The organism is Variovorax sp. GW821-FHT09B05 (genome assembly GCF_059418265.1).
On the sequence record NZ_JBWKPN010000002.1, the window covers coordinates 126,484 to 146,669 of the forward strand.

The following is a 20,186-nucleotide window of genomic DNA, read 5'->3' on the forward strand; positions in this document are numbered from 1 at the left end:
CTTTGCGGTTGCCTTGAATTTTACCGGCGCCACGCCACCTGACGGGTACAGCCATGCCAGAGATCAACGAAGCCATAGCAGACTCGAACAATGCCGAACCCGTGGGGCCGGCTCCCCAGGGCGAATTCATCAGCTTCCCGGGCTCGCCTTTCGAGCTGTACCAGCCCTATCCGCCGGCCGGCGACCAGCCGAAGGCCATCGACCAGCTGGTCGAGGGCGTGAGCGACGGCGAGGTGTTCCAGACCCTGCTGGGCGTGACCGGCTCGGGCAAGACCTTCACCATGGCCAACGTGATCGCCCGCACCGGGCGCCCGGCCATCGTGTTCGCGCCCAACAAGACCCTGGCGGCCCAGCTCTACAGCGAATTCCGCGAGTTCTTCCCGAAGAACGCCGTCGAGTACTTCGTCAGCTACTACGACTACTATCAGCCCGAGGCCTACGTGCCGCAGCGCGACCTGTTCATCGAGAAAGACTCCTCGATCAACGAGCACATCGAGCAGATGCGGCTGTCGGCCACCAAGAGCGTGCTGGAACGGCGCGACACCGTGATCGTGGCCACCGTGAGCGCGATCTACGGCATCGGCACGCCCGAGGACTACATGGAGATGCGGCTGATCGCGCGCGTGGGCGACAAGGTCGGCCAGCGCGACCTGATCGGCCAGCTGATCCGCATGCAGTACACGCGCAACGAGCAGGACTTCGCGCGCGGCACCTTCCGCGTGCGCGGCGACACCATCGACGTGTTCCCGGCCGAGCACAGCGAGCTCGCGATCCGCATCGAGCTGTTCGACGACGAGATCGAGTCGCTGCAGCTGTTCGACCCGCTGACCGGGCGCATCCGCCAGAAGGTGCCGCGCTTCACGGTCTACCCCTCGAGCCACTACGTGACGCCGCGCGACAAGGTGCTGGCCGCCGTGGAAACCATCAAGATCGAGCTCGACGGGCGGCTCAAGGAGCTCGTGGCCGCGGGCAAGCTGGTGGAGGCCCAGCGCCTCGAGCAGCGCACCCGCTTCGACCTCGAGATGCTGGCCGAGATTGGCCACTGCAAGGGCATCGAGAACTACACGCGCCACCTCTCGGGCGCGGCGCCTGGCGACCCGCCGCCCACGCTGACCGACTACCTGCCGAAGGACGCCCTGATGTTCCTCGACGAGAGCCATCAGATGATCGGCCAGCTCGGCGGCATGTACAACGGCGACCGGGCGCGCAAGACCACGCTGGTGGAGTACGGTTTCCGGCTGCCGAGCGCGCTCGACAACCGGCCGCTGAAGCTCGAGGAATTCGAGAAGCGCATGCGCCAGTGCATCTTCGTGTCGGCCACGCCGGCCGACTACGAGAAGCAGCACGCCGGCCAGGTGGTCGAGCAGCTGGTGCGGCCCACCGGCCTGATCGATCCCGAGGTGGAGGTCCGGCCGGCCACCCACCAGGTCGACGACGTGCTGCAGGAGATCCACGTGCGCGTCGAGAAGAACGAGCGCGTGCTGATCACCACCCTGACCAAGCGCATGGCCGAGCAGCTCACCGACTACCTGGGCGACAACGGCGTGAAGGTGCGCTACCTGCACAGCGACGTCGACACGGTCGAACGCGTGGAGATCCTGCGCGACCTGCGCCTGGGCACCTTCGACGTGCTGGTGGGCATCAACCTGCTGCGCGAGGGGCTGGACATTCCCGAGGTCTCGCTGGTGGCGATCCTCGATGCCGACAAGGAAGGCTTCCTGCGCGCCGAGCGCTCGCTGATCCAGACCATCGGCCGGGCGGCGCGCAACCTGAACGGCAAGGCCATCCTGTATGCCGACCGGATGACCGAATCGATGAAGCGCGCCATCGGCGAGACCGAGCGCCGGCGCGCGCGCCAGATCGCCCACAACGAAGCCAACGGCATCACGCCGCGCAGCATCGTGAAGCAGGTGCGCGACCTGATCGACGGCGTCTACAGCGAGAAGACCGGCAAGGAAATGGCCAAGCTGGACCTCGAGCGTGCCAAGGTCGAGGACATGAGCGAGAAGGACATCGCGCGCGAGATCAAGCGGCTCGAAAAGCAGATGCTCGAGCACGCCCGCAACCTCGAGTTCGAGAAGGCGGCGCGGGTGCGCGACCAGCTGGCGCTGCTGCGCGAGCAGGCCTTCGGCGCCGCGGGCAGCGACAACATCGCGATACCGCCGGCCAAGTAGGCAGAAGGTTTGCGCCGCCGGCGCCCCTGATCGCCCGGAATCGGGTTTACCCGAGCAAACCCGGGGGGCTTCTGATATACTTGAGCGAAACACTCAACAAAAAAGAAACTTCGCGATGAAGGACCGACTCACAACCACTGGCTCACCAGTGTCAAGAGTCGGGCAGGGCGGAGACGAGATCACCGTGGCTCCCGGGCAACGGTGTCATTTCAACGGTAAGCGCTAAAAAGGAGCTTGCGATGCGTCTCACTACCAAAGGCCGTTTTGCGGTCACAGCCATGATCGATCTGGCTCTGCGTCAGAACACCGGTCCGGTCACGCTGGCCGCGATCAGCCAGCGGCAGCAGATTTCGCTGTCGTACCTCGAACAACTCTTCGGCAAGCTGCGCCGTCACGAACTCGTCGAATCCACCCGGGGTCCGGGCGGTGGCTACAGCCTGGGCCGCAAGGCTGCCGACATCACCGTGGCCGACATCATCGTGTCGGTCGACGAACCGATCGACGCCACCCAGTGCGGCGGCAAGGAAAACTGCCTCGGCGAACAAGGCCGCTGCATGACCCACGAACTCTGGGCCTCGCTGAACCAGCGCATGGTCGAGTTCCTCGATTCGGTCACCCTGCAGAAGCTGGTCGACGACCAGATCGCCAAGGGCGTGCAGATCGAGAACAAGCCGGTCGTCAAGCGCGCCATTTCCGCGCAGCCGGTGGTCAAGCCGATCCGCGTCAATGCACCGAATTCGGTGTTTGCCCTGGGCAACGTCTTCGCCAAGTCCTGAGGACCGCGCGACGCCGAAGCTTCGAGCCTAGACCGACGCGGCGCCCACCGGGCGCCGCCAGCGAACGAACAGCGACCAAGAACAACCCCCACGCCAGCACGAGCCAGCCATGGACGTAACTCCTCATTTCCCGATCTATCTCGACTACGGCGCGACCACGCCGGTCGACCCGCGTGTGGTCGACGCCATGATTCCCTGGTTGCGTGAGCACTTCGGCAACCCGGCGTCGCGCAGCCACGCCTGGGGCTGGGAAGCGGAAGAGGCGGTCGAGAAGGCCCGCGGCTACGTGGCCGAACTGATCGGCGCCGATCCGCGCGAGATCGTCTGGACCTCGGGCGCCACCGAGTCGAACAACCTCGCGCTCAAGGGCGCGGCGCAGTTCTACAAGGGCAAGGGCAAGCACCTGATCACGGTGAAGACCGAGCACAAGGCCGTGCTCGACACCATGCGCGAGCTCGAGCGCCAGGGCTTCGAGGTCACCTACCTCGACGTGCAGGAAGACGGCCTGCTCGATCTCGATAAATTCAAGGCCGCGATCCGTCCCGACACGATCCTCGCGAGCGTGATGTTCGTGAACAACGAGATCGGCGTGGTGCAGGACGTGGTGGCGCTCGGCAACATCTGCCGCGAGAAGGGCGTGATCTTCCACGTCGACGCCGCGCAGGCCACCGGCAAGGTCGAGATCGACATCGCCAAGCTGCCGATCGACCTGATGAGCCTGGCGTCGCACAAGACCTACGGCCCCAAGGGCATCGGCGCGCTGTACGTGCGCCGCAAGCCGCGCGTGCGGCTCGAGGCCCAGATGCACGGTGGCGGCCATGAGCGCGGCATGCGCTCGGGCACGCTGCCCACGCACCAGATCGTGGGCATGGGCGAGGCCTTCCGCATCGCCAAGCTCGAGATGAAGGAAGACATCGCCAAGGCCGCTCGGCTGCAGAAGCGTCTGCTCGACGGCCTGAAGGACGTGGAACAGGTCTTCATCAACGGCGACCTCGAGCACCGCGTGCCGCACAACCTGAACATGAGCTTCAACTACGTCGAGGGCGAGTCGCTGATCATGGGCATCAAGGGCCTGGCGGTGTCGTCGGGTTCGGCCTGCACCTCGGCCAGCCTCGAGCCCAGCTACGTGCTGCGCGCCCTGGGCCGCAGCGACGAGCTCGCCCACAGCAGCCTGCGCATGACCATCGGCCGTTTCACGACCGAGGAAGAGATCGACTACGCCATCTCGACCATCAAGCACAACGTGGCCAAGCTGCGCGAATTGAGCCCCCTGTGGGAAATGTTCCAGGACGGCGTCGACATCAGCACGATCCAGTGGTCGGCGCACTGAGGCAGTGACGCGAGACCGCTCCGAAGCTCCACGATTGAACACAGTTTGAGAGGTACACCATGGCATATTCTTCCAAGGTCATCGACCACTACGAAAACCCGCGCAACGTCGGCTCCTTCGAAAAGGGCGACGATTCGGTCGGCACCGGCATGGTCGGCGCGCCGGCCTGCGGCGACGTGATGAAGCTGCAGATCAAGGTCAACCCCGAAACCGGCGTGATCGAAGACGCGCGCTTCAAGACCTACGGCTGCGGCTCGGCGATCGCCTCGTCGTCGCTCGTGACCGAATGGGTCAAGGGCAAGACGCTCGATGAAGCCGCCGCGCTCAAGAACGCGCAGATCGCCGAGGAACTGGCGCTGCCGCCGGTCAAGATCCACTGCTCGATCCTCGCCGAGGATGCGATCAAGGCGGCCGTGAGCGACTACAAGGCCAAGCACGGCGCGAAGAGCGCCGAAGCCGCGGCAGTGCACTGAGATGGCCGTCACGCTGACAGAAGCCGCCGCGCGCCATGTGAATCGCTACCTCGGCAAGCGAGGCAAGGGCGTGGGCGTGCGGCTGGGCGTGAAGACCACGGGCTGCTCGGGCCTGGCCTACAAGCTCGAGTACGTGGACGAATTGACGCCCGAGGACGTGGTGTTCGAGGACCACGGCGTGAAGGTGCTGGTGGACCCAAAGAGCCTGGCCTACATCGACGGCACGCAGCTGGACTTCGTGCGCGAGGGCCTCAACGAGGGCTTCAAGTTCAACAACCCGAACGAACGCGACCGCTGCGGTTGCGGGGAAAGCTTCCGCATCTGATGCGCAGTCGCTGACCGCGACAACAGCCGCCACCATGTCATGTGCTGGCGGTTTTTTCATGCCATGAACCTGAACGACACCGACTTCGAGCTGTTCGCCGTCCCCGCGACTTTCGCGCAGGACCGCGCGGCGCTGGACGCGCGCTGGAAAGAGCTGCAGCGCGAAGCCCATCCCGACCGTTTCGCGGCGCAGGGTGCAGCAGCCCAGCGCGTGGCCATGCAATGGTCGGTGCGCATCAACGAGGCCTACCAGCGGCTCAAGGATCCGGTGCGGCGCGCGAGCTACCTCTGCGAGCTGCACGGTGCTCCGGTCAATGCCGAGAACAACACGGCGATGCCGCCCGACTTCCTGATGCAGCAGATGGAATGGCGCGAGGCGCTCGACGAGGTCGAGGACATCGCCTCGCTCGATCGCCTGCAAGCCGAGGTCGACGCGGGCCGCGCCCGCGCGCTCTCGTCGCTCGACTGGCTGATCGACGAGAAGGGCGACTACCCCGCCGCCGCGCAACAGGTGAGAGCCCTCATGTTCATTGAGCGCTTCGGCCACGACGTCGAAGCCAAATCGGATCAATTGGGACAATAAGGGCATGGCTCTCCTCCAGATTTCAGAACCCGGCCAGGCCCCCGACCCGCACCAGCGCCGCATCGCCGTCGGCATCGACCTCGGCACCACGCATTCGCTGGTGGCCTCGGTGCGCAACGGCGTGGCCGAATGCCTGCCCGACGACCAGGGCCGCGTGCTGCTGCCCTCGGTGGTGCGCTACCTCGACAAAGAGCGCCGCCAGATCGGCTTCGACGCGGTCGCCGCGCGCGCGCAGGACCCCTCGAACACCATCACCTCGGTCAAGCGGCTCATGGGCCGCGGGCTGGCCGACGTGACCCACCGCGAAGCGATGTCCTACGCCATCGGCGGTGGCGACGGCGGCATGGTGCAGGTGCACACCGCGGCGGGCGACAAGTCGCCGGTCGAGATCAGCGCCGAGATCCTCGCGACGCTGCGCTACCGCGCCGAGGACACCTTTGACGACGAGCTCTACGGTGCGGTCATCACCGTGCCGGCCTACTTCGACGAGGGCCAGCGCCAGGCCACGAAGGACGCGGCGCAGCTGGCCGGCCTCAACGTGCTGCGTCTGATCAGCGAGCCCACCGCGGCCGCCATCGCCTACGGCCTCGACAACGCGAGCGAGGGCGTCTACGCGGTCTACGACCTGGGCGGCGGCACCTTCGACATCTCCATCCTGCGGCTCACGCAGGGCGTGTTCGAGGTCATCGCAACCGGCGGCGATTCGGCGCTCGGCGGCGACGACTACGACCATGCGCTGGCCGATTTCGTGCTGGCGCAAAGCGGTGTCCAGACCGCGAGCGAAACCGACAAGGCCGCCGTGCTCGTGGCGGCGCGCGCCGCCAAGGAAGCGCTGACCGATGCCGACACCGTGACCTTCGCCGCCGACGTGGGCGGCCAGCCGATTCGCTTCGCGCTGCAGCGCGCGCAGTTCGACGCGGCCACCAAGGCGCTCACCGACCGCACCCTGGCCGCCGTGCGCAAGGCGCTGCGCGATGCCAGGCTCAAGGCCGACGACCTGCAGGGCATCGTGCTGGTGGGCGGGTCGACGCGCATGCCGCAGGTTCGCGAGGCCGTTGCCGAGTTCTTCGGGCGCGAGCCGCTGGTCAACCTCAACCCCGACGAGGTCGTCGCGCTCGGCGCCGCGATCCAGGCGAACCAGCTGGCCGGCAACAACGGCGCGGGCGAGCTGCTGCTGCTCGACGTGATTCCGCTGTCGCTGGGTCTCGAGACCATGGGCGGGCTGGTCGAGCGCATCGTGCCGCGCAACCAGACCATCCCGACCGCGATGGCGCAGGACTTCACCACCTACCAGGACGGCCAGACCGCGCTGGCGCTGCACGTGGTGCAAGGCGAGCGCGACCTGGTGGCCGATTGCCGCAGCCTCGCGCGCTTCACCTTGCGCGGCATTCCGCCGATGACCGCGGGCGCCGCGCGCATCCGCGTGACCTTCACGGTCGACGCCGACGGCCTGCTGAGCGTGAGCGCCAAGGAGCAGATGAGCGGCGTCGAAGCCAGCGTCACCGTCAAGCCTTCCTACGGCCTGTCCGACGACCAGATCGCGACCATGCTGCAGGAGAGCTTCTCGACCGCGCAGCAGGACATGCAGGCGCGCGCGCTGGTCGAGGCCCGCGTCGATGCCGAACGCATGCTGCTCGCGACGAAGAGCGCGCTCGATACCGACGGCGACCTGCTCGACGCGCAGGAGCGCGCGGCCATCGATGCGTCGATGAGCGCGTTGCGCCTGAGCGCCCAGGGCAGCGACGCGGCCGCGATCGAGGCCGCGACCAAGGCGCTGGCCGAGATCACCGAACCCTTCGCCGCGCAGCGCATGAATGCCGGCATCGCCCGCGCGCTCTCGGGGCGCAAGGTCGAATCGCTTTAGTCCACGGTCCAGAACACCGCAAGAACGACAACGCAGCACTGCATGCCCACGATCAAGATTTATCCGCACCCCGAGTACTGCCCGCAAGGCGCCGAGATCACCGCGCCCGCGGGCACCTCGATCTGCGAGGCCCTGCTCGACAACGACATCAACATCGAGCACGCCTGCGAGATGAGCTGCGCCTGCACCACCTGCCACGTGATCGTGCGCGTGGGCGGCGGCTCGCTCAACGAGGCGGAGGAGGGCGAGGAAGACCTGCTCGACCGCGCCTGGGGCCTGGAGCCGCAATCGCGCCTGAGTTGCCAGGCGATCCTGGCGCAGGAAAATGTGACGATCGAGATTCCGAAGTACTCGATCAACCACGCGAAGGAAAACCACTGATGAGTCGTCTGATCGTTCTCGACACGGAAACCACGGGCCTGTCGGCCGAGAACGGCGACCGGGTCATCGAGCTGGGCTGCGTGGAGCTGTTCAACCGCAAGCTCACCGGCAACGACCTGCACATCTACTTCAACCCCGAGCGCGAGAGCCACGAGGACGCGCTCAAGGTGCACGGCCTGACGACCGACTTCCTGCGCGACAAGCCGAAGTTCGCCACCCTGGCCAACGACATCGTGGAGTACCTGCGCGGCGCCGAACTGATCATCCACAACGCGGCCTTCGACGTGGGCTTCCTCAACAAGGAATTCGAGCGCGCCGGCCTGCCGCCGCTCAAGACCTTCGTGAGCGAGGTGACCGACACGCTGGCCATGGCCAAGCAGGTGTACCCGGGCAAGCGCAACTCGCTCGATGCGCTGTGCGACCGCTTCGGCGTCGACCGTTCGAACCGCACCTTCCACGGCGCCAAGCTCGACGCCCAGCTGCTGGCCGACGTCTACATCAATCTCACGCGCGGCCAGGACGCGCTGCTGATCGACGTGGCCACCACCGAGCCCGAAGTGGGCACCACGATGATCGCCATCGACCTGCGCAGCATCGAGCTGCCGGTGCTGGTGGCAACCGAGCACGAACTCGCCGAGCACGACGCCGTGTTGTCCCAACTCGACAAATCGAGCAACGGTCGCACACTCTTTCGCCAAAACGCTTGAAAAGCTGTGGCATAATCTAAGGCTTCGCAGAACGCGATTCATCCAGGCGCTGAAGCCCATCGAAAAGATCGGGCAGAGGCGTCAGGGGCGGTTAGCTCAGGGGTAGAGCACAGCATTCACACTGCTGGGGTCGGAGGTTCGAAACCTCCACCGCCCACCAATTTCCCGGTTTCATTTCTCTTTTCCGTCGGCGCATCGGCCCCAACGGCATTGCCGTTGGCCTGTCGGTGCGCACCGACGCCAAGTGCCGTCGCGTGCCGCTGGTTTCTCGTGCCTTCGCGCCTAGAACCGATGGCACGACCACAACCCAGGAGAAAAGATCATGGCGACCGCACCCGATCTTCCGACGCCGATCACGCCCACGCCGGGCCTGCCCGTGGAGCCCGACGAGGGGCCGAACAAGGCGCCCGACGAGCCCACCGATCCCGAGCCGCCGCCGACCGCGACCTGATCTTCCCCGGCGCGGCGCTCGCGCTAAGCTCGCCGCATGGACGATCTCGATTGCGCCGTCATCGGCGGTGGTGTGGTGGGTTTGGCCGTGGCGCGCGCACTCGCGCTCGCGGGCCGTGAAGTGATGGTGCTCGAGGCCGAAGGCGCCATCGGCACCGGCACGAGTTCGCGCAACAGCGAAGTCATTCATGCGGGGATCTACTACCCGCAAGGCTCGCTGAAGGCGACGTTGTGCGTCGAGGGCAAGCAACTGCTGTATGCCTATGCTGAAGCGCGCGGCGTGCCGCACCGGCGCTGCGGCAAGCTGATCGTCGCGACCTCGACCGAACAGGTGGCGGAGCTCGAGGCGATCCGTCTCAAGGCCGCGGCCAATGGTGTCGACGACCTCGAACAGATTTCGGCGGCGCAGGCCGTCGCGCTCGAACCGCAACTGCGCTGCATGGCCGCGCTGGTCTCGCCGAGCACGGGCATCGTCGACAGCCATGCGCTGATGCTGAGCCTGCTCGGCGACCTCGAGAATGCGGGCGGCATGCTGGCGTTGAAGTCGGCCGTGACGCGGGCTGACCTGGAGGAGGGCGGCATCGTCTTGACGGCGCATGACGGCACGCGGTTGCGCTGCCGCAGTGTGGTCAACGCGGCCGGCCTGGGGGCCCCCGATCTGGCGCGCCACTTCGGAGGACTCGCCACCGAGACCGTGCCCACCGCCCATTTCGCGAAGGGCAACTACTTCACCCTGTCGGGCCGCGCGCCCTTCGGCCGGCTGGTCTATCCGGTGCCCGAGCCCGGTGGCCTCGGCGTGCACCTGACGATCGACCTCGGCGGGCAGGCCAAGTTCGGACCCGACGTGCAATGGGTGAGCTCGCCCGACGACCTGGTGGTGGACCCGGCGCGCGGCGATGCCTTCTATGCCGAGGTGCGCAAGTACTGGCCCGCGCTGCCCGATGGCGCATTGATCCCGGGCTATGCAGGCATGCGACCGAAGATCTCGGGCCCCGGCGATCCCGCGGCCGACTTCCGCATCGACGGACCGCGCGCGCATGGCGTGCGAGGCCTCGTCAACCTGTTCGGCATCGAATCGCCGGGGCTCACGAGCAGTCTCGCGATCGGCCGCCACGTGGTGGACCTGCTCGCGGCCGAGGACTGAATTCCGCGTCGATCGCGAACGATCTCTTGCAGAACTCTTTGTGGATGCAGGCCTGTGTGGCCGATGGAGCCTGTAACATGACAGCACGCCATTTGTAGGCGTGAAGCCGCCGGCGCGGTGCCGGTGTCATCACGGAGGAAGGTTTCCAATGAGTGCATCCAAGAATCTCGAGGCGGCAGCCGAGGACATCGCGAGCGACGTGCGTGGCGTGCTCGCCAGCAAGGACCTGGATTCGGTTCCCCACATCAAGGCGCTGCGCCAGCGCATCGACACCAAGCTCGCGATCGCCCGCGAACTCGCCGCCGAGAAGAGCCGCCTCGCCGCCAAGAAGGCCCGCGAAGCCGCCTCGGCCACCAACGCCTATGCCCACGACGAACCCTGGCAGATCGCCGCAGGCGCGCTGGCCGTCGGTGTGCTGGTGGGCCTGCTGCTTGGTCGCCGCTGATCGAACCATGATGACGGGGGGCTGCCGATGAGGTTGCTCTCCCTGCTCGGACTGGACCGGCGCCTGCGCCGGCTGCGCATTGCCGCAGCCGAGGGCGCGATGGCCGCCGAAGACCGTGTGCAGCTGCTGCGCATGGCCTGGGAGGAGGAGAAGCAGCGGCTCAAGCTGGTGCTGGTCCTCGCGATCGTGCTGCTGGGCCTGACGACGATCGCCGTCGCGCTGCTGTCCGTGGCCGTCGTGGTCCATTTCTGGGACACGCCGCAGCGCACCACCGCCGCATGGTCGGTGGCCGCGCTCTGGATCGTGCTGTGGCTCGCGGCGGCCTGGGGCTTGTGGACCCAGCTGCGCGGCGCCTCGAACAGCTTCACGCCGACCCGTGAGGAACTGGCGCGTGACTGGACCTGGGTGCAGGAGCGCTTCGGGCTCGGCGACGAGCCGGGTGAAGAGGACGAGCCGGCGCCCCGCCGCCCGGCCACGCGCGAGGAACTGATCGAACGCATCGAGCGCCAGCGCCTGCGCATCGCGACCTTGCAGGGTGGCGGTACCGCCGCCGCGCACGCTGTGGAGCAGTCTGCGCCTCCGCCGCCCGACGAAACCCCGACGGCCACGGCGCTGCGCATCGCGCGCGAGCATCCGGTTGCCACGGGTGTGGCCGTGGCTGCGGCGCTGGTGGTGGTCCGCCCGAAGCGCCTGCTGCGCTGGGCGACCTTCGTCGCGCCGATCCTCTGGCGCATGCGCTGAAACGGCCGGCGAGCCACGCTCGCCAGATGTCCCGCTGAAAAAACTCAGGCGCTGCCGCGATCCCGCTGCAGCGCCTGTGCCGTTTCATGGACCAGTGCCGGGCCGCGGTAGATCAGGCCGGTGTAGATCTGCACCACGTCCGCGCCCGCCGCGATCTTGGCCTTGGCATCGGCCGCGCCCAGGATGCCGCCCACGCCGACGATCGGGAAGTCCGCGCCCAATGCGGCGCGCAGCTGGGCGATCACGCGGTTGCTCGATTCGCGCACCGGTGCGCCCGAGAGGCCACCCGCTTCCTTCGCATGCTGCAACCCCTCGACCGCATCGCGCGCCAGCGTGGTGTTGGTGGCGATCACGCCATCCATGCCGTGGCGGCGCAGCGTGGCGGCGATCACCGCCACCTGGGCCTCGTCAAGGTCGGGCGCGATCTTCACGAACAGCGGCACGCGGCGCGGCGCACCGCCGAGGGGCTGGCGCGCCAGCGTCTCGCGCCGCTCGGCCACGGCGCCCAGCAGCGCGTCGAGCGCCTCGTCGCTCTGCAGGCTGCGCAGGTTGGCGGTGTTGGGGCTCGAGATGTTGATCGTCACGTAGTCGGCATGCGGGTACACGCCGTCGAGGCAGGCGATGTAGTCGTCCACCGCGCGCTCGATCGGCGTGGCGGCGTTCTTGCCGATGTTCAGGCCCAGCAGCATCGGCGCCTTCGCGCGGCCCGCGTTGCGGCGGAAGCGCGCCTTCTGCACGTTGGCCAGGAACGCGGCCAGCCCGTCGTTGTTGAAGCCGAGCCGGTTGATCAGCGCCTGGCGTTCGGGCAGGCGGAACATGCGCGGGCGCGGATTGCCGGGCTGGCCCTTGGGCGTGACGGTGCCGACCTCGACGAAGCCGAAGCCCATGGCGGCGAAGGCGTCGATGCAGCGCGCGTTCTTGTCGAGGCCGGCGGCGAGGCCGACGCGGTTCGGGAACTGCAGGCCGGCCAGGGTGACGGGATCGTCGACGCGCGGCGCCGAATAGGCGCAGGCCAGCGGCGTGTTCTGCGTGCGCGCGAGCCCGTCGAGCGTCAGTTCATGGGCATGCTCCGGGTCGAAACCGAACAGGAAAGGGCGGGCCAGGCCGTAGAGCGAGGAGGGCAGCAGGGACATCGTCGGATAATTCGGGGCTTCAATGAGCCCAGGATTCTCCGCGATGACCGCACCCCTTCCTTCTTCCGCCGCACCCGCCACCATCTCCCAGGACGAACTCAAGGCCCAGGTGGGCCGCGCCGCCCTGGCCTACGTGGTGAAGGGCGAGATCGTGGGCGTGGGCACCGGCTCGACGGTCAACAAGTTCATCGACGCGCTGGCCACGATCAAGGACCAGATCCGCGGCGCCGTCTCGAGCTCGATCGCCTCCACCGAGCGCCTGCGGGCGCTGGGCATCCAGGTGTTCGACAGCAACGAGGTCGAGGAGCTGGGCGTCTACATCGACGGTGCCGACGAGATCGACCCGCGGGGTTTCATGGTGAAGGGCGGCGGTGCCGCGCTCACGCGCGAGAAGATCATCGCGGCCCAGTCGCGCCGTTTCGTCTGCATCGCCGATGCCTCGAAGCTGGTCGACACGCTCGGTGCCTTTCCGCTGCCGGTCGAGGTGATCCCGATGGCGGCGCGCCGCGTGATGCGGCAGTTCGCGGCGCTCGGCGGCCAGGCCCAGGTGCGCGAGAAGGACGGCCTGCCGCTGGTCACCGACAACGGCCAGCACATCGTCGACGTGACGGGCCTGAAGATCGCCGATCCGCTGGCCTTCGAATCCGAGGTGAGCCAGTGGCCCGGCGTGGTCACCGTCGGCGTGTTCGCGCACCAGAAGGCGCATGTGTGCCTGCTCGGCACGCCCGAGGGCGTGCGGACGCTGGACTTCGCCTGATCAGAACTTGATGCCGGCCGGGTTCTCCGGCGTCGGACCGCTCGGCGGTGCCGCGGGCAGCGGCTGCTCGTCGGGCGCCGCGCGCGCGGCGGCGGGTGCGGGCGCCGGTGCGCGCGTGACCTGCGCGACCATCGGCTGTGCCGGCGGATTGCGGTAGCCGCTGGGCAGGCCGTTGCTTCTGGGATAGCCGGCCGCGTCGAGGTACTGCGCCCACTGCGTGTCGGAGAAGCCGGGCAACTGCTGCGTGCCGATGGTCAGCAGCGGCAGCGAGTTCTGGCCGCTGAGCTTCTGCAGCGCCTCCACGTCCTGGTTGCTGTTCACCGTGCGTTCCTGGAACGGGATGCCGCGCGTGACGAGCAGCGTGCGCGCCATCGAACAGGGACTGCAGTCGTCGCCGCTGTAGAGCGTCACGGGATAGCGCTGCGCGATCTGGCGCAGCTCGTAGGGCAGGCCCGCGTTGGCGCCCGCGCCGGGCGCCGGCTGCGCATTGGCGGCCGGTTCGGTGCTGGCGGTGGGCGCGCGGTCCGAGAAGGTAATCCGGCCGTTCTTGTCGACCTGCCGGTAGACCGGTTGCGCCACCGCGCCCGCGACGGCGAGCAGGAGGACGAAACCGGTCAGGCGACTTGGTGAGAATTTGTAAATCGGGCGCATGGCCCGAGTATCTCAAGCTTCAGCGCCGCATCAAGCCGGCTGCGGCTCGGCCATACCCTGGTGTCGCAGCAGCGCATCAAGCTGGGGTTCGCGGCCGCGGAAGGCCTTGAACGACTCCATCGCGCTGCGGCTGCCGCCGGCCTCGAGGATGGCCTGGCGGTACTTGCGGCCGGTCTCGATGCTCGGTTCGCCGTTGGCGCCCACGGTTTCCTCGAAGGCCGCGTAGGCGTCGGCGCTCAGCACCTCGGCCCACTTGTAGCTGTAGTAGCCGGCCGCGTAGCCGCCCGAGAAGATGTGGCTGAAGGTGTTCGGCGTGCGGCTGAACGGCGGCGAAGGCATCACGGCCACCTCGGCGCGCACCTGGGCCAGCAGCGCGAGCACGTCGCCGGGCTTCGCGGCCGCGGCGTGGTACTCGGTGTGCAGCAGCATGTCGAACAGCGAGAACTCGATCTGGCGCAGCGTCTGCAGGCCGCTCTGGAAGTTCTTGGCCGCGGTCATCTTGTCGAACAGCGCGCGCGGCAGCGGCTCGCCGGTGTCGACGTGGGCCGTCATGTGGCTCAGCACGTCCCACTCCCAGCAGAAGTTCTCCATGAACTGGCTCGGCAGCTCGACTGCGTCCCATTCGACGCCGCTGATGCCCGAGACGTCGCGCTCGTTCACCTGCGTGAGCATGTGGTGCAGGCCATGGCCGAATTCGTGGAACAGGGTGGTCACGTCGTCGTGCGTGAGCAGCGGCGGCTTGCCGCCCACGCCTTCGGCGAAATTGCAGACCAGTTGCGCGATCGGCGTCTGCAGCCGGCCGTCGTCGGGCCGCAGCCAGCGCGCGCGCACGTCGTCCATCCAGGCGCCGCCGCGCTTGGCGGCACGTGCGGAGGGGTCGAGGTAGAACTGGCCGACCTTCTGGCCGGCGCGCTCGATGCGGTAGAACTCGACGCTTGGATGCCAGGTCGGCGCGCTGTCGCGGCGGATCGAGACCTCGAACAGCGTCTCGACGATCTTGAACAGGCCCGCCATCACCTTGGGCGCCGGGAAGTACTGCTTGACCTCCTGCTCGCTGAAGGCGTAGCGCGCCTCCTTGAGCTTCTCGCCGACGTAGCTCCAGTCCCAGGGCTGCGGATCGGCCAGGCCCAGTTGAGTGGAGGCGAAAACGCGCAGGTCGGCGAGGTCGCGCTCGCCGTAGGGGCGGGCCTTGGCGGTCAGGTCGCGCAGGAACTTCACCACCTGCTCGGGCGACTCGGCCATCTTCGGCACCACCGAGAGCTCGCCGAAGTTGCGGTAGCCCAGCAGCTTGGCCTCTTCCTCGCGCAGCGCGAGGATCTCGCTGATCAGGGCCGTGTTGTCGAAGGCCGGGTCGCCGAGTTCGCTGGCGCGCGTGACGTAGGCGCGGTAGAGCGTCTCGCGCAGCGCGCTGCTCTTGGCGAACTGCATCACCGGCAGGTAGCAGGGCATCTTGAGCGTGAGCTTGTAGCCGTCCTTGGCCTCGGCTTCGGCCGCGGCGCGCGCGGCGTTGACCACGTCCTCGGGCACGCCCTCGAGCTCGCCGAACTGCGCGTAGTAGGCGAAGGCATCGGTCGCGTCGAGCGCGTTCTCGCTGAACTTCTGGCTCAGCTCGGCCTGGCGTTCCTGGATCTCGGCGAAGCGCTGCTTGGCCTCGCCCTGCAGCTCGGCGCCGCCGAGCACGAAGTTGCGCACCGCGTTGCGATGCGCCTGGCGCTGCTCGGCATCGAGCGTGGCGACGTCGATCGCCTTGTACTTCGCGTACAGGCGCTCGTCGGAGCCCAGGCGGGTCCAGAACGCGGTGACGCGCGGCATCGCCTCGTTGTAGGCGGCGCGCAGCTCGGGCGTGTCGGCCACGGCGTTGAGATGGCCGACCGCGCTCCAGGCGCGGCTGAAGCGTTCCGAGGCCACGTCGAGCACCTTGGAGATCGCGCTCCAGCTCGCGGGGAAGTCGGGGGCCGTCACCGTCTGCAGCGCGGTCTCGGCATCGGCGAGCAGCACGTCGACCGCGGGGGCGACGTGTTCGGGCCGGATGCGGTCGAACAGCGGGAGGTCGGTGAAATCGAGGAGGGGGTTGTTCGAGATGGCCATGGTGTTCACTTGGCGACGCGTTCGGCCGCTTCAAGGGTGTTGGCGAGCAGCATGGCGCGCGTCATCGGGCCGACGCCGCCGGGCACTGGCGTGATCCAGCCGGCGACTTCCTTCACGCCGTCGAAGTCGACGTCGCCCGCGAGCTTGCCGTCTTCCTTGCGGTTCATGCCGACGTCGATGACCACCGCGCCGGGCTTGACCATGTCGGCCGTGAGGAGGTTGAGCTTGCCCACGGCCGCGACGATCACGTCGGCCTGGCGCGTGATGGCGCCCAGGTCCTGCGTGGCGCTGTGGCAGATGGTCACGGTGGCGCTCTTGGCCAGCAGCATCATGGCCATCGGCTTGCCGACGATGTTGCTGCGGCCGATCACCACCGCGTGCTTGCCGCGCAGGTCGTAGCCGATGGACTCGAGCATTTTCATGCAGCCGAAGGGCGTGCAGGGCCAGAAGCCCGGCGCGCCGGTCATCAGCGCACCGGCGCTGGCGACGTGGAAGCCGTCGACGTCCTTCGCGGGCGAGATGGTCTCGATGACCTTCTGGCTGTCCATGTGCTTGGGCAGCGGCAGTTGCACCAGGATGCCGTGCACGGCCGGGTCGTCGTTGAGGACGCGGATGCGCGCGAGCAGGTCGGCCTCGCTCAGGTCGGCCGGGTAGGTCTCGAGCGTGGCCGAGAGACCGGTCTGCGTGCTGTCGTTGACCTTGTGCTTGGTATAGACCTGGCTGGCCGGGTCCTCGCCCACGAGGATGATGGAAAGGGCCGGGTTCACGCCGCGGGCCTTGAGCGCCGCGGTGCGGCCGGCGACTTCGGCGCGGATGGTTTTGGCGAGGGCGTTGCCGTCGATCAGTTGGGCGGTCATCGGTTTCGATTTTCCAAGTAAAAACGCCCGCTTGCGCAGGCGTGGGGGTCATGCATCGCTATCGAACAGATAGCCGGCGTCTAGGCCTTGGCAGCGGGCGCCGCCTGTCCGAGCGCGATCTTCAGCAGATCGGCCACGGTGTTGGCGTTGAGCTTCTCCATGATGTTGGCGCGATGCGCCTCGACGGTCTTGATGCTGATGCCGAGGTCGTCGGCGATCTGCTTGTTGAGGCGGCCGGCGACGATGCGCTCGAGCACCTGCGCCTCGCGGCCCGTGAGCTTGGACAGCAGCGCGTCGCGGCTGGCCGACTGCTGGTGCTGCGTGAAGGCGCCGCGCGCGTGTTCGAGCATGCGCTCGACCAGCGCGACGAGTTCCTCGTCGTTGAAGGGCTTCTGGATGAAATCCATCGCGCCCTTCTTCATGCTGTCGACGGCCATCGGCACGTCGCCGTGGCCGGTGATGACCACGATCGGCAGCGGCGAGCGGCGCTCGATCAACCGGTCCTGCAGCTCCAGACCCGTCATGCCACCCATGCGGATGTCGACGATCAGGCAGGCCACCTCGCGGGGGTCGTAGCGGGAGAGGAAGGACTCGGCGGAATCGAAACAGCGGACCCGGTAGTCCTTGCCTTCGAGCAGCCATTGGAGCGAATCGCGTACCGCTTCGTCGTCATCGACGACATACACAGTGCCCTTTTTCGGAATCAAACTCATGCAGGTACCTTTACCTCGTCACTTGCTAGGGAACTGATAGCGTCCAACACCGGAATCCAGAAGGAAAAACGGCATCCGATCACATCCGGGCCATTGTAGATGTTCTCCGCCTGCATCCGGCCGCGGTGCGACTCGACGATGGTGCGGCACAGGTTCAGGCCGATGCCCATGCCCTCGGGCTTGGTCGAGAAGAAGGCCTCGTAGAGCCGGTCCATGACCTCGGGCGCGAGGCCCTTGCCGGTGTCCTGCACCGAGAACTCGATCGCGTTGTGGCCCTCGATCACCTTCGGCAGCACGCGCAGTTCGACGCTGCGCCGCGCCAGCGGGCGCTCGGCGAGGTCGATCGACTCGGCCGCGTTCTTCAGCAGGTTGACCATCACCTGCTCGATCAGGATCGGGTCGACGCGCACCATCGGCAGCCGCGCCGCCACGTAGTGGTTCAGGCGCACGTTGCGCCGGCGCAGCTCGATGCCGGCCAGCTCGACCGCCTCGCTGACCATGGTCGCGACGTCGGCCGGCGTGCGGTTGGGTTCGCTGCGCTTCACGAAGGAACGGATGCGCTGGATGATCTGGCCCGCGCGCTGGGCCTGCTTCGAGGTCTTCTCGAGCGCGGCCAGCAGCGCATCGTTGTCGATCGATTGGCTCTTGATGCGCGACATCATCCCGTTGCAGTAGTTGCTGATCGCGGTCAGCGGCTGGTTCAGCTCATGCGCCACGCTCGAGGCCATCTCGCCCATGGTGATCAGCCGGCTCGCGGACTGCGCGCGGTCGGCTTGCGCCGCGGCCTGTTCCTCGGCGTCGCGGCGCGGCGTGATGTCGGTGGCGATCACCAGCTGCGCCAGGCGGCCGTCGACCCAGGTCAGGTAGCGCGAGCGCACCTCGAGCCACTTGCCGAGCTCGGGCACGAAGATCTCGTTGTTGGCCGCCTGCGCGGCGGTCAGCGTGTCGATCGGCAGGCCGGCGTAGGGGTCGACGTCGTCCAGTCCCTCGTCGTGCGCGTTCGAGGCCGGCACGCCGGCCTGCGCCACCATGCCCAGGTGGCCGACGGTGTCGGAGCCGAACCACAGGCGGTAGAGCTTGTTGGCGAACAGCAGCTCCTCGCTGCCGATCGGCGCCACCGACACCGCGGCGTCGAGCGCCTCGAGCACGGTGGTGAAGCGCTCGTACGAGGCCGAGAGCTGCTCGCGGATGCGCGTGGGCTCGGTGATGTCGGTCATCGAGGTCATCCAGCCGGTCTGGTGGCCGCGCGCGTCGATCAGCGGCGAGACGTACAGCCGCGCGTCGAACACGCTGCCGTTCTTGCGCTTCACGCGCACCTGGAAGCCGCCGGGCAGGGCGCGGCCGTGCAGTTCCTCCTCGAGCCGCTCGTTCATGATCTCGCGGTCGGACTCGAGCCAGTAGGGGAAGGGCGGTGTCTGGCCGACCAGCTCCTCCTCGGCCCAGCCGGTCATCGCGCAGAAGGCGGCGTTGACGTAGGTGATGCGGCCCTGCAGGTCGAGCACCCGCATGCCGGTCAGCATCGAGTTCTCCATCGCGCGGCGGAAGTTGGTCTCGGCCACCAGCCGCTGCTGCGCCTGCAGCCTGCGGCGCGTGTGGCGCCAGGTGCCGATCAGCATCCAGCTGGTGAGCACGCTGAGCGCGCAGACCAGCCAGAACAGCCCGTTGCCGACCACGCCCTGCGAGGTGCGGTAGGCCTGGGCGCGCAGCACCAGTGCGTTGCCCACGGGCGAGACCGGCACTTCGTATTCGTTGGTGCGTTCGCTCCAGGGCAGGAGGCGCGCGCCGGTCTCGCGCAGGTTGGCGGTGTTGCCCGCGATCACCTTGCCCTTGGCGTCGAGCAGCGACACCGCGTAGCGCGCCTGCACCTCGGAAGGCATGCCGTAGCGCAGCAGGCCATCGACCGAGAACTCGCCGAGCACCACGCCCGCGAACAGGCCCTGGTCGAACAGCGGGATGTGCAGCTGCAGCATGGCCGGCGGATCGCCGCCGGCCGCGGGCTGGGAGAACACCGGCTGGCGCAGCTCGCGCGCCAGCGCGTAGTTGCTCTCGATGTCGCCGGGGCGCAGCACGTCGCCGATCAGGTGCTGCTGCGCCGGATGCACGCTGGGCGCGGCATAGCCGGCCTTGAAGCGGCGGCGGTCGTCGATCCAGGTGATGGTCTGCAGCTCGGGGAACTGGCTGACCAGCGATTCGGCGCGGCTGGTGAACTCGATCGGGTCGATCTCGCGGTTGGAGGCATCGCGCGCGATGCGCATCAGCTGCTCCTGGCGTTCCAGCAACCGCAGCCGCAGGCGTTGCTGGGCGTATTCGACGTCGCGGCGCACCGATTCCTGCTCGCGCTCGACCTCCTCGGTGCGCAGGTACCAGAAGGCGGTGACGATCGCCGCGAGGAACAGCAGCACGGCGGCCATCGGGGCCAGCATCGCGACGGCGTCCTGCAGCACCGGGGTCTGGCGGCGCCACCAGCGGCGCCACCACGACAGCGGCGAGGCGTTGACGGCACTGCGGGCCACGGCCAGTGGGGAGGAGAAAGGCATTGCGGGAGTTTATTAGGTGGCGGGCTTCCCAAGGCCCGGGTTATCGACGGTGGCACGG

At 67.8% G+C, this 20,186-nt stretch carries 20 protein-coding genes and 1 tRNA gene; 15 read left to right on the forward strand and 6 right to left on the reverse strand.

The features are described from left to right. Positions 1-53 precede the first annotated feature (53 nt). From uvrB to AC07RM_RS05460, 14 genes are all read left to right on the forward strand, one after another. On the forward strand, positions 54-2,174 hold the full coding sequence (gene uvrB / locus AC07RM_RS05395) for an excinuclease ABC subunit UvrB (protein WP_495333635.1): 2,121 nt from the start codon (positions 54-56) through the stop codon (positions 2,172-2,174). A 239-nt stretch (positions 2,175-2,413) separates the two neighbouring features. Beyond that, positions 2,414-2,950, forward strand: a complete 537-nt coding sequence (iscR, locus tag AC07RM_RS05400; RefSeq protein ID WP_056580055.1) for a Fe-S cluster assembly transcriptional regulator IscR — start codon at positions 2,414-2,416, stop codon at positions 2,948-2,950. 109 nt (positions 2,951-3,059) lie between these two features. After that, a complete protein-coding gene (locus tag AC07RM_RS05405) occupies positions 3,060-4,280 on the forward strand; it encodes an IscS subfamily cysteine desulfurase (protein ID WP_093342669.1) in 1,221 nt (406 codons plus the stop codon). A gap of 59 nt (positions 4,281-4,339) precedes the next feature. Next, complete coding sequence (gene iscU / locus AC07RM_RS05410) at positions 4,340-4,753, forward strand: Fe-S cluster assembly scaffold IscU (protein WP_093342667.1); 414 nt, start codon at positions 4,340-4,342, stop codon at positions 4,751-4,753. A 1-nt stretch (position 4,754) separates the two neighbouring features. Further along, a complete protein-coding gene (gene iscA, locus AC07RM_RS05415; RefSeq protein ID WP_057593654.1) occupies positions 4,755-5,078 on the forward strand; it encodes an iron-sulfur cluster assembly protein IscA in 324 nt (107 codons plus the stop codon). 63 nt (positions 5,079-5,141) lie between these two features. Next, positions 5,142-5,660 carry a Fe-S protein assembly co-chaperone HscB gene (hscB, locus tag AC07RM_RS05420; protein WP_495333636.1) on the forward strand — a complete coding sequence of 173 codons (519 nt, stop codon included), beginning with the start codon at positions 5,142-5,144 and terminating at the stop codon, positions 5,658-5,660. A gap of 4 nt (positions 5,661-5,664) precedes the next feature. Further along, positions 5,665-7,524, forward strand: a complete 1,860-nt coding sequence (gene hscA / locus AC07RM_RS05425) for a Fe-S protein assembly chaperone HscA (RefSeq protein WP_495333637.1) — start codon at positions 5,665-5,667, stop codon at positions 7,522-7,524. Between the two features lie 42 nt (positions 7,525-7,566). Then, entirely contained in the window at positions 7,567-7,905 is a 339-nt protein-coding gene (gene fdx / locus AC07RM_RS05430; protein ID WP_093342663.1) for an ISC system 2Fe-2S type ferredoxin, read from the forward strand. Then, positions 7,905-8,612 (forward strand): DNA polymerase III subunit epsilon, encoded by a 708-nt coding sequence (gene dnaQ / locus AC07RM_RS05435; protein WP_208512231.1) that lies wholly within the window; start codon positions 7,905-7,907, stop codon positions 8,610-8,612. Before fdx ends, dnaQ begins: the two co-directional genes overlap by 1 nt. Before the next feature lie 85 nt (positions 8,613-8,697). Then, a tRNA-Val gene (locus tag AC07RM_RS05440) sits at positions 8,698-8,772 on the forward strand. 162 nt (positions 8,773-8,934) lie between these two features. After that, a complete protein-coding gene (locus AC07RM_RS05445) occupies positions 8,935-9,063 on the forward strand; it encodes a stereocilin (protein WP_093343433.1) in 129 nt (42 codons plus the stop codon). A 36-nt stretch (positions 9,064-9,099) separates the two neighbouring features. Continuing rightward, a complete protein-coding gene (locus AC07RM_RS05450; RefSeq protein WP_495333639.1) occupies positions 9,100-10,206 on the forward strand; it encodes an NAD(P)/FAD-dependent oxidoreductase in 1,107 nt (368 codons plus the stop codon). Positions 10,207-10,354: 148 nt separating this feature from the next. Further along, the gene (locus tag AC07RM_RS05455; RefSeq protein WP_057593661.1) at positions 10,355-10,651 is read left to right on the forward strand and encodes a glycine zipper domain-containing protein; all 297 of its coding nucleotides are present in this window, start codon (positions 10,355-10,357) and stop codon (positions 10,649-10,651) included. A gap of 27 nt (positions 10,652-10,678) precedes the next feature. Continuing rightward, a complete protein-coding gene (locus tag AC07RM_RS05460; RefSeq protein ID WP_495333640.1) occupies positions 10,679-11,392 on the forward strand; it encodes a phage holin family protein in 714 nt (237 codons plus the stop codon). 44 nt (positions 11,393-11,436) lie between these two features. On the opposite strand, the gene AC07RM_RS05465 is transcribed toward AC07RM_RS05460, so the two are convergent. Beyond that, positions 11,437-12,525, reverse strand: coding sequence for a quinone-dependent dihydroorotate dehydrogenase (locus AC07RM_RS05465; RefSeq protein ID WP_296789020.1), 1,089 nt, complete (start codon positions 12,523-12,525; stop codon positions 11,437-11,439). Positions 12,526-12,568: 43 nt separating this feature from the next. Here AC07RM_RS05465 and rpiA point away from each other — a divergent pair, with 43 nt between their 5' ends. Continuing rightward, a complete protein-coding gene (gene rpiA / locus AC07RM_RS05470; protein WP_495333642.1) occupies positions 12,569-13,282 on the forward strand; it encodes a ribose-5-phosphate isomerase RpiA in 714 nt (237 codons plus the stop codon). On the opposite strand, the gene AC07RM_RS05475 is transcribed toward rpiA, so the two are convergent. The 5 genes from AC07RM_RS05475 to AC07RM_RS05495 all read right to left on the reverse strand — a co-directional run bounded on the left by AC07RM_RS05475 (position 13,283) and on the right by AC07RM_RS05495 (position 20,128). Continuing rightward, positions 13,283-13,933, reverse strand: coding sequence for a glutaredoxin domain-containing protein (locus AC07RM_RS05475; RefSeq protein ID WP_495333643.1), 651 nt, complete (start codon positions 13,931-13,933; stop codon positions 13,283-13,285). A 30-nt stretch (positions 13,934-13,963) separates the two neighbouring features. Further along, positions 13,964-16,021, reverse strand: coding sequence for a M3 family metallopeptidase (locus tag AC07RM_RS05480; protein WP_495333645.1), 2,058 nt, complete (start codon positions 16,019-16,021; stop codon positions 13,964-13,966). Between the two features lie 5 nt (positions 16,022-16,026). Then, positions 16,027-16,878 carry a bifunctional methylenetetrahydrofolate dehydrogenase/methenyltetrahydrofolate cyclohydrolase FolD gene (gene folD, locus AC07RM_RS05485; protein ID WP_296797854.1) on the reverse strand — a complete coding sequence of 284 codons (852 nt, stop codon included), beginning with the start codon at positions 16,876-16,878 and terminating at the stop codon, positions 16,027-16,029. 80 nt (positions 16,879-16,958) lie between these two features. Next, entirely contained in the window at positions 16,959-17,591 is a 633-nt protein-coding gene (locus tag AC07RM_RS05490; protein ID WP_057593667.1) for a response regulator transcription factor, read from the reverse strand. After that, on the reverse strand, positions 17,588-20,128 hold the full coding sequence (locus AC07RM_RS05495) for a PAS domain-containing sensor histidine kinase (RefSeq protein ID WP_093342651.1): 2,541 nt from the start codon (positions 20,126-20,128) through the stop codon (positions 17,588-17,590). The genes AC07RM_RS05490 and AC07RM_RS05495 overlap by 4 nt, the downstream gene beginning before the upstream one ends. Positions 20,129-20,186: the final 58 nt, after the last annotated feature.